General features: G+C 72.7%; 5 protein-coding genes. 2 read left to right on the top strand and 3 right to left on the bottom strand.

Features of this window, described 5'->3' with window-relative positions:
• Positions 1-41: 41 nt before the first annotated feature.
• From HMPREF3099_RS02010 to ppk2, 3 genes are all read right to left on the bottom strand, one after another.
• A complete protein-coding gene (locus tag HMPREF3099_RS02010; RefSeq protein WP_083323411.1) occupies positions 42-1,316 on the bottom strand; it encodes a dicarboxylate/amino acid:cation symporter in 1,275 nt (424 codons plus the stop codon).
• 124 nt (positions 1,317-1,440) lie between these two features.
• The gene (locus HMPREF3099_RS02005) at positions 1,441-2,652 is read right to left on the bottom strand and encodes an SLC5/6 family protein (RefSeq protein WP_141761938.1); all 1,212 of its coding nucleotides are present in this window, start codon (positions 2,650-2,652) and stop codon (positions 1,441-1,443) included.
• 196 nt (positions 2,653-2,848) lie between these two features.
• Positions 2,849-3,739 carry a polyphosphate kinase 2 gene (gene ppk2 / locus HMPREF3099_RS02000; RefSeq protein WP_070703523.1) on the bottom strand — a complete coding sequence of 297 codons (891 nt, stop codon included), beginning with the start codon at positions 3,737-3,739 and terminating at the stop codon, positions 2,849-2,851.
• Positions 3,740-3,808: 69 nt separating this feature from the next.
• Between ppk2 and HMPREF3099_RS01995 the strand changes: the two genes are divergently transcribed.
• Complete coding sequence (locus HMPREF3099_RS01995) at positions 3,809-5,260, top strand: flavin reductase (RefSeq protein ID WP_101849082.1); 1,452 nt, start codon at positions 3,809-3,811, stop codon at positions 5,258-5,260.
• A 41-nt stretch (positions 5,261-5,301) separates the two neighbouring features.
• Positions 5,302-6,214, top strand: a 913-nt coding sequence (locus tag HMPREF3099_RS01990) for a peptidoglycan binding domain-containing protein (RefSeq protein WP_141761937.1), incomplete at its 3' end; no start/stop codon positions are given.

Genomic DNA, 6,214 nt, shown 5'->3' with positions numbered 1-6,214 from the left:
CGGCACCCCCACGGGGGTGCCGGCCTCCGGCATGTGGTGCGTCAGGCCGTGCGGGTGGCGGCCACACCCGCAGCGGGGCTGACGCCGGTGGTCGCCTCGTCGCGCGCGGTCTCCTTCTGGCCGTGGCGACCGAAGCCGCGGTTGCGGGCCAGACGGTCCACGACCTGCGCGATGGCGCCGTCGCCGGTGACGTTGGTGGCCGTGCCGAAGGAGTCGATGGCGATGTAGGTGGCGATCATCAGGCCCACCTGGGCCTCGTTGAAGCCGAGGTTGCTCTCCATGAGCGCCACGGCGGCCATGACCGCACCACCGGGCACACCGGGGGCGGCGATCATCATGATGCCCAGCAGCAGGATGAAGCCGACCATCGTGCCGGGGTGCACCTCCATGCCCGAGAGCATCATCACGGCCATGGAGAAGCAGGTGAGCTTCACCGTGGAGCCGGCCAGGTGGATGGTGGCGCACAGTGGCACCACGAAGGAGGCCACCGGCTCGGAGACGCCGTTCTTCAGGCTCTGGCGCAGGGTCACCGGGATGGTGGCCGCCGACGAGGAGGTGCCCAGGGCGGTGGCGTAGGCCGGGAGCATGTTCTTGAGCAGCACCAGCGGGTTGCGCCCCGACACGGCGCCGGCCACGCCGAACTGCATGAGCAGCAGCGCCACGGTGAGCGCGAAGACCAGGAGGATCACGCCGGAGAAGGTGGTGATGACGTTCCACACCTCGCCCGCGGCGGTCATGTTCAGGAAGACGCCGAAGATGTAGACCGGCAGCAGCGGGATGATGATGCCGCTGATGACCTTGTTGACGATCTCGCGGAACTCCTCGAAGCCGCGCTGCAGGGTGTCGCCCTTGATCATGGTCATGCCGACGCCGACGGTGAAGGCCAGCAGCAGGGCGGTCATGACGCCGAAGGCCGGGTCCATCTCGATCTCGAACCACGGTGCCAGCAGCGCGTCCTCCGGGTTGCCCAGCTGGGGGGTCGAGCGGCCGCGCAGCAGGTCCGGCAGCACGGCCGAGCTCACGGCGTAGCCGAGGAAACCGGCGAACAGGGTGGAGCCGTAGGCCAGGGCGGCGGTGAGGGCCAGCCACTTGCCGGCGCCGCGGCCGAGCTCGCCGATGGCCGGGGCGATGAGGCCCAGGATGATCAGCGGGATCACGAAGCCGAGGAAGCTGCTGAACAGGCCGTTGAAGGTGGCCACCGTGCGGGTGAGTGCCTCGGGGGCGATCCGGCCGACGAGGATGCCCAGCACGATCGCCAGGACGATGCGGGGCAGCAGTCCAAACCAGCGGCTGCGCGAGGGGGAGTCAGAGGTCATGGCGCGGAATGTAACCGCGGGCCGGCACGGGGCGCCCGCCGCCGCCCGGCCCGTCCACCGATCGCAACCGAGTTGTGACCCGTCACCCTCCGGGGGCCGGGGGTGGCGCCGGCGAGGGCAGGTCCTAGAGGTACGGCTGGAGGGCCTTCGGCACGGCGTAGGCGGCGGCGCTCACGGCCACCAGGCCCATCACCACCACGAACGAGTGCGCTGCCACGCGGTGGCGGAAGGGCTTCAGCGCCGGCACCGTGTGAATGGCCACGATCGGCATGAGGTACAGGTAGGCCGCCATGACCGGGCCCGAGAGCGCCTCGATGATGTCCAGGATGGTCGGGTTGAGCACGGCCGCCAGCCACGCGGTGAGGCCGTAGACCCCCGCGATGCCCAGGTCCAGCGTCCGGTCGCCGATCCGCTCGCGCCGGTCCACCAGGGCGCGCACGAGGCCGCGCCCGCCCTCCGCGGCACCGAGGTAGTGGCCGAAGAAGGAGGACGCGATGGCCGCCACGGCGATGATCGGGCCGGCCCACAGGAAGAACGCGTTGTCCATCTCCTTGGCCAGGTAGGACAGCACCGAGAGGTTGGAGCCCTCCGCGCGCTCCAGGCCGTCGGGCCCCAGAGCGAGCACGCTGGACCAGACGAAGGCCATGGTGAACACGGTGAGCAGCGTGGCGGTGCGTCGCAGGATCTGGGAGGCCTTGGCGGCGGCGCGGTCACCCTGCTCGGTCTGCATGCTCAGCGAGAACTGCGAGATGGCCGCCGAGTGGTTGAACGCGAACACCAGCGTGGGCACCAGCATCCACAGCGTGGTGCCGAAGTCGCCCTCGGGCATCCACTGGAAGGCCCCGGGGCGCCAGTGCGGCACGAGCAGCAGCGTGGAGACCGCCAGCAGGGCGATGAGCGGGTACACCAGGGCCTGGGTGACGGCCATCACCAGCTTCTGGCTGGTGAGGACCGCCGCCATCATCAGGCCCACCAGCACCAGCGAGAGCAGCCACCGCGGCGGGGAGGCCAGGCCCAGCTGGTGGACCATGAAGTCGTCCACGGTGTTGGTGAGCGCCACCGCGTAGATGAGCACGATGGGGTAGAAGCACAGCCAGTACAGCACCGTCACCAGGGTGCCCGGCACCTCGCCGAAGTAGCCGCGGGCGAGCTCGGTGATGTCCTTGCCCTTCTCCGGGGCGGCGCAGATGAGGCGTGAGAGGGCCCGGTGCGCGAAGTAGGTCATCGGCCCGATGAGCAGGGTGCCCACCACCAGCGGGGCCAGCGAGGTGGAGCCGGCGTTGAGCGGTAGGAAGAGGATGCCGGCCCCCACCGCCGTGCCGAAGAGACTGATCACCCACGCCGTGTCGGCGCCGGTCCAGCGTCCGGGGGCGCCGTCGGGGTGGGGGCCCCGGGCGGCTCGGGTGGGCGTGGACGGTCCTGCGGAGGGGGACATGGGTCCTTCCGGGCGGGGGTGGGGACCTCGCGACCCTAGCCGTTGGCCCCGGCGTCCGGCACCTCCGCGGCGTGTCGACCGGGGCCGGCCCGCGCGGTCAGTCGCCGATGGTGTCCTTGGCGCGGCGCACGATCTGCGGGTCGGGCTCGCCGACGATGTCGTGGTCCTTGCCCTCGTACTCGAACTGGCTGAGGAAGTAGCGCATGGCGTTGATGCGCCCGCGCTTCTTGTCGTTGGACTTGATGGTGATCCACGGCGCCCAGTCGGTGTCGGTGCGGGCGAACATGTCCTCCTTGGCCGCGGTGTAGGAGTCCCACTTGTCCAGGGAGGCGAGGTCCATGGGGGAGAGCTTCCAGCGGCGCACCGGGTCGATCTGGCGGATGGCGAAGCGGGTGCGCTGCTCGTGCGCGGTGACCGAGAACCAGAACTTGGTGAGGGTGGTGCCGGCGTCGGTGATCATCTTCTCCAGCTGCGGCGCCTGCTGCATGAACTGCTCGTAGTCGGGGCCGTTGGTGAAGTTCATGACACGCTCCACGCCGGCGCGGTTGTACCAGGAGCGGTCGAAGAAGACGATCTCGCCGGCGGTGGGGAAGTGGTTGACGTAGCGCTGGAAGTACCACTCGCCGCGCTCGCGCTCGCTGGGCTTGTTGAGCGCCACCACGCGGGCGAAGCGTGGGTTGAGGTGCTCCATGAAGCGCTTGATGGTGCCGCCCTTGCCGGCGGCGTCGCGGCCCTCGAACACGAGGATGTGGCGCGAGCCGGACTTCTGCGTCCAGTTCTGGAACTTGATGAGCTCGACCTGCAGCAGGTACTTCTCGACGTCGTAGTCCTCGCGCGTCATGCGCTCGTCGTACGGGTAGTTCTCCCGCCAGGTCTCGACCGCCTTGCCGCCCGGATCGATGAGGTCGGGGTCCGACCCCTGGTCGTCCCGGACGGTGTAGCCCTCCGCGGAGAGGCGGTCGATGTACTCGCGCAGTTCCATCTGCATGGGTGCAACATAGCCGCAGCACATGACCGTGAGGTGAACGGCCGTGCCCGGGACGCCTACGGTTGCCCCATGCAGCACCCGACGCCCGCCGATCTCCCGGTCCTGGCGGTCCACGCACACCCCGACGACGAGACCCTCGCCACCGGTGTGGCCCTGGCCACCCTGGCCGAGCGGGGCCACCCGGTGCACGTGCTCACCTGCACCCTGGGGGACCACGGCGAGGTGATGGTGCCGGGACTCCAGCACCTGGAGGGCACCGAGGCGCTCGCGCCGCACCGCCGCGGTGAGCTGGCGGCGGCGGCGGAGGCACTGGGCGTGCAGGTGCGGGTGCTGGGCGAGGAGCCGGGTCGGCCCGACCCGGCGGCGGCGCTCTTCCGCGACTCGGGCATGGCCGGCAGCCCCGAGGCCGCCCACCCGCGGGCCCTGGTGAACGCCGACCGGTCCGCGCTGGCGGCGCTGGTCCGCGAGGAGGTCGAGCGCACCGGCGCCCGCATCGTGCTCACCTACGACGAGACCGGGGGCTACGGCCACCCCGACCACGTGGCCGTGCACCGCGCCACCGTGGCCGCCGTGCGCTCCCTGCCGGCCGAGACCCGTCCCGAGCTGTACGCCGCCGTGACCCCACGGTCCTGGGAGGCCGAGGGGCGCCGCTGGGTGGCCGACCACGTGGACCCCGTGGAGCCCACCGGCTCCTTCCGGGGCCGGCCCACCGAGGGCGTCGTCGTGCCCCGCCCGGAGGGACCGGACCCCGAGCACCCCCGCGAGGTCGACGCCTGGGCCAGTGGGGTGCGCCCCGACGAGGACGTCACGCACGAGGTGCACGGCACCCCCTCGAGCCTGGCGGCCGTCTCCGCCGCCCGCCGTGCCCACGCCACCCAGGTGACCGAGCACGACGGGTGGTGGGCCATGACCAACCTCGTGGCACACCGGGCGGCCCCGGCCGAGGGCTACTCGCGGCTCGACCCGGCATCGGGGCGGGTCGTGACCGGCGACAGCGACCTGCGGGCCCCGCTGGCCGGCCCCATGGCCGACCGGGACGCCTTCCGGGCCGCGATGTCCGCGCTGCCCACCGGGGTGACGGTCCTCACCACCCGCTGGGGGTCCGGGGTGCACGCCATGACCGCCAACGCCGTGGTGCCGGTCTCCCTGCACCCGGTGCTGCTGGGGATCCTCGTGGACAACGCGGCGCGCTTCGGCGAGGCCGTGCACGCCTCGGGGGTGTTCGCCGTGAACGTGCTGCCGGCCTCCGCCCGCCGCCACGGGGAGTGGCTGTCCACGCCCGGCCGCCCGGTGGTGGGCCAGCTCGACCGGGTGCCGACCTACTCTGGTCCGATGACCGGACTGCCCCTGCTCACCGAGGCACTCGCCACGGCCGAGTGCCGCGTGGTGCACCACGTCGTGCTGGGTGACCACACGCTCTTCGTCGGCCTCGTGGAGGGTGTGGGCGACGGGCGCGCGGACGGGGTCGACGACACCGACCCGCTGCTCTTCCACCGCGGCCGCATGCGGGGCACCCGGTGACGGCGCCCGCGCCGCGCGGGCAGGGAACCCGCTGGCAGGGCGTGGCCTCCACCGTCTTCCTGCTGGTCGGCCTGCTCGCCCTGGTCTACCTCGCGCTCGTGCTGGTGGTGGGGCGCACCACGCCGCGCCAGCTCGTCGTCGGCGGCACGGACGTGAGCCGCCTGTCGCACGAGCGTGCCCACCGGACCCTGCAGGAGGAGGCCGACCGCCTGGACCGGGAGCCGATGACAGTGGTCGTCGACGGTCGCCCGCACCGCATCGCCGCCTCCGAGCTGGGCCTGGGCCACGACGTGGACGCCAGCCTCGAGGGCACCACGGGACGCACCTGGGACCCGCGCGACCTGTGGGTGCGCGCCACCGGCGAGGTGCACCGCGACTGGGTGGTCACGGTGGACGAGTCCCGCCTGCGGGAGCGGCTGGGGCGGCTCTCCCAGGAGGTGGGCACCCCGGCCCGGGACGCCTCGGTGCGCCTGGAGGGCACCGAGACCGTGGTGACCGAGGCGCGCACCGGCCGGGGGCTCGACGTGCGCGGGACCGCCGAGGCGGTGGGTGACGCCTGGCCCGCCACGCGCCGGGTGGACGCGCGGATCCGGGAGCAGCGGCCTGCCGTGACCACGCGGCAGGTGCGGGAGTTCGCCGACCGCGTGCTCGGCCCGGCCCTGTCCGGCCCGGTGACCCTCGTGGCCACCCCGGACGCGGCCGAGCCGTCGCCCGACCCGACGGCCTCGCCCTCGGGCGACGCCCCGCAGGAGGACGTCCCGCCCCACGAGCAGCCGGTCGTGCTCTCGCGCGAGGTCCTCGCCTCGATGCTGTCCGTCGGCGGGGAGGGCGGACGCCCCTCCCTGGAGGTCGACGCCTCGCGCTGGGTGGAGGAACTCGACGCGGGCCACCCGCTGGCCGACCGGCCGGCCCGCGACGCCCGGCTGGTGACCGGCGACATGGACAGCGCCACCC

This window comes from Kytococcus sp. HMSC28H12 (assembly GCF_001816045.1).
Lineage (GTDB): Bacteria > Actinomycetota > Actinomycetes > Actinomycetales > Dermatophilaceae > Kytococcus > Kytococcus schroeteri.
The sequence above is the reverse complement of the archived record's forward strand: the minus strand, read 5'-3'. Positions and strand labels throughout refer to the sequence as shown.